Consider the following 2,198-nt stretch of genomic DNA (forward strand, 5'->3'; position numbering starts at 1 on the left):
GTACAGGTCGCCGGGGCGGACGGCCCGCGAGTCGTGGGTGATGCCCGTGACCTCGGCGGTGGTGTCCGGAGCGGCGGTACCCAGCTGATCGGCCAGTTCCGCGAGGGGTGTGGCGGAGACCTGGACCGGTCGCGGCGGTCCCGGATATGTCACGGAAGCGCCTTTCTGGGTGGTTTGGGACTGATCAGCGTGTGGCACGGCGGTGAGCGTACCGGGCGCACCGGCTCCGGAGCCAAGCGAGGGGCTGTGGGGCTCTTGGTTCCCGGGATCGGGGGTGATGGTTGTCACGGGTTCGTTCCTGGTGTTTCCGTGCTGACCAGTGGAGGTGCTGATCAGGGCTTGTACTCGACGGGCAGGCTGGCGGGCTTCGCGCCGGTGGGGGGGACCTGGAGGGTCTTGAGGGCGAACTCCATCACCTGCTTGTAGATGGGACCGCAGATCTGGCCGCCGAAATAGTTGCCGGAGGTGGCGTTCTGGATGGCGCAGTAGACGGTGATCCGCGGGTTGTCGGCGGGGGCGAAACCGGCGAACGACGAGGTGTAGCCGCGGTAGCGGCCGGTGGCCGGATCCACTCGGTTGGCCGTGCCGGTCTTGCCCGCCACCCGGTACCCGGGGATGCGGGCCTTGATGCCGGTGCCCTGCTCGTCGTCGACCACGGACTCCAGCATCTTGGCCAGGCTCTTGGCCGTCCTGGCGCTGACCACCCGCGTCTTCTCGGGCTGCGGCGCCGGGGTGAACCGCCCGTCGGCGCCCTTGGTGCCGCGCACCAGGGTGGGCTCGACGCGGACGCCGCCGTTGGCGATGGTCGAGTACACGGAGGCGGCCTGCATGGCGTTGATGGAGAAGCCCTGGCCGAAAGGGATCGTGTACTGCTGCGAGGTGGACCACTTCTGCGGCGGCGCGAGGATGCCGGGGGTCTCGCCGGGGAAGCCGAGGCCGGTGTAGCCGCCGATGCCGAACTTGCGCAGGTAGGAGTAGAGGATCTTGTTGGCCTCGGGCTGGCTCTTGGCGAGTTCGCCGGTGGCCAGGATGGTGCCGATGTTGCTGGACCTGGCGAGCACGCCGTTGAGCGTGAGGTACCAGGTGCGGTGGTCGACGTCGTCCTGGAACAGCCGGTCGCCGCGGTGCAGCCGGTTGGGTACGACGACGTGGGTGAGCGGGGTGGCCACGTTCCGCTCCAGCACGGCCGCCATCGACATCACCTTGGCGGTGGAGCCGGGCTCGTAGGCGTCCTGGAGGGCCGCGTTGCCCATGGCGTCGCCGTCGGCCTTCGACAGGTCGTTGGGGTCGAAGCCGGGCGAGTTGGCCATGGCCAGGATCTGGCCGGTGCGGGTGTCCTGGACGATGACGTAACCGCGGTCCGCCCTGGACTTCGCCACCTGCTCGGTGATGGCGTTCTGCGCGGCCCACTGGATGTCGCGGTCGATGGTGAGCTCCACGTCGGCGCCGGGCACGGCGGGTGTCTCCGTGGACCCGACCGTGGGCACCTCGCGGCCGCCGGCCTGGGCGTAGCGGACCTTGCCGTCCTTGCCGGTGAGCTGCTTGTCGAGCTGCTGCTCGATGCCGCCGCCGCCCCTGCCGTCGGCGTTGACCCAGCCCAGTATCCCGGCGGCCAGGTCGCCGTTGGGGTACACGCGCTGGCTGCTGGGGTCCGCGAAGACGCCGGCCAGCACGTTCACGGTGGTGTGGTCGGTGCCGGACTTGTGGGCGAGCGCGGCCTTCAGGTCCTTGATCTGCTTCCAGACCTGCGGGGTCTGCCGGGCGGCGAGGCGGGTGTAGCGGGAGTTCTTGTTCGCGGGCCGCAGCTTCTTGACGAGGGTGGCCTGGTCCTGGCCGAGGATCGGGGCGAGCAGCGCGGCGGCCCGCTCCGGCCCGTCGGTGATCTTCAGCTGCTTGACGCCGAACATGGTCGGGTCGGCCGTGATGTCGTAGGCGTCCTCGCTGACCGCCAGGGCGACGCCGTTGCGGTCGGTGATCTCGCCGCGCTCGGCGGCCAGGGTGTGCACCACGTACCGGTTCTGCTCGGCCCGCGCCGCGTAGGCGCTCGCGTCGACGGCCTGCACCTGGAGCAGTCGTACGACGAAGACGAGCAGCACCAGCGTCAGGGCGAGGCCGACCAGGCGCAGCCGGGGCCGGGGGCTGCCGAGCCGGAGCGGGGCGAAGCGGTACGTGCAGCAGCGCGCGCCGGAGTGGACCGA

1 protein-coding gene and 1 pseudogene are annotated in these 2,198 nt (G+C 70.5%); both read right to left on the reverse strand.

All coding sequences use genetic code 11. The features are described from left to right. Positions 1-288, reverse strand: a pseudogene (locus H5J33_RS37995) (UDP-N-acetylmuramoyl-L-alanyl-D-glutamate--2,6-diaminopimelate ligase); the annotation flags it as partial. A 44-nt stretch (positions 289-332) separates the two neighbouring features. Beyond that, a complete protein-coding gene (locus H5J33_RS32115) occupies positions 333-2,126 on the reverse strand; it encodes a penicillin-binding protein 2 (protein ID WP_181798255.1) in 1,794 nt (597 codons plus the stop codon). Positions 2,127-2,198 lie beyond the last annotated feature (72 nt).

The sequence above is a fragment of the Streptomyces sp. WELS2 genome (assembly GCF_013870595.1).
Taxonomy (GTDB): domain Bacteria; phylum Actinomycetota; class Actinomycetes; order Streptomycetales; family Streptomycetaceae; genus Streptomyces.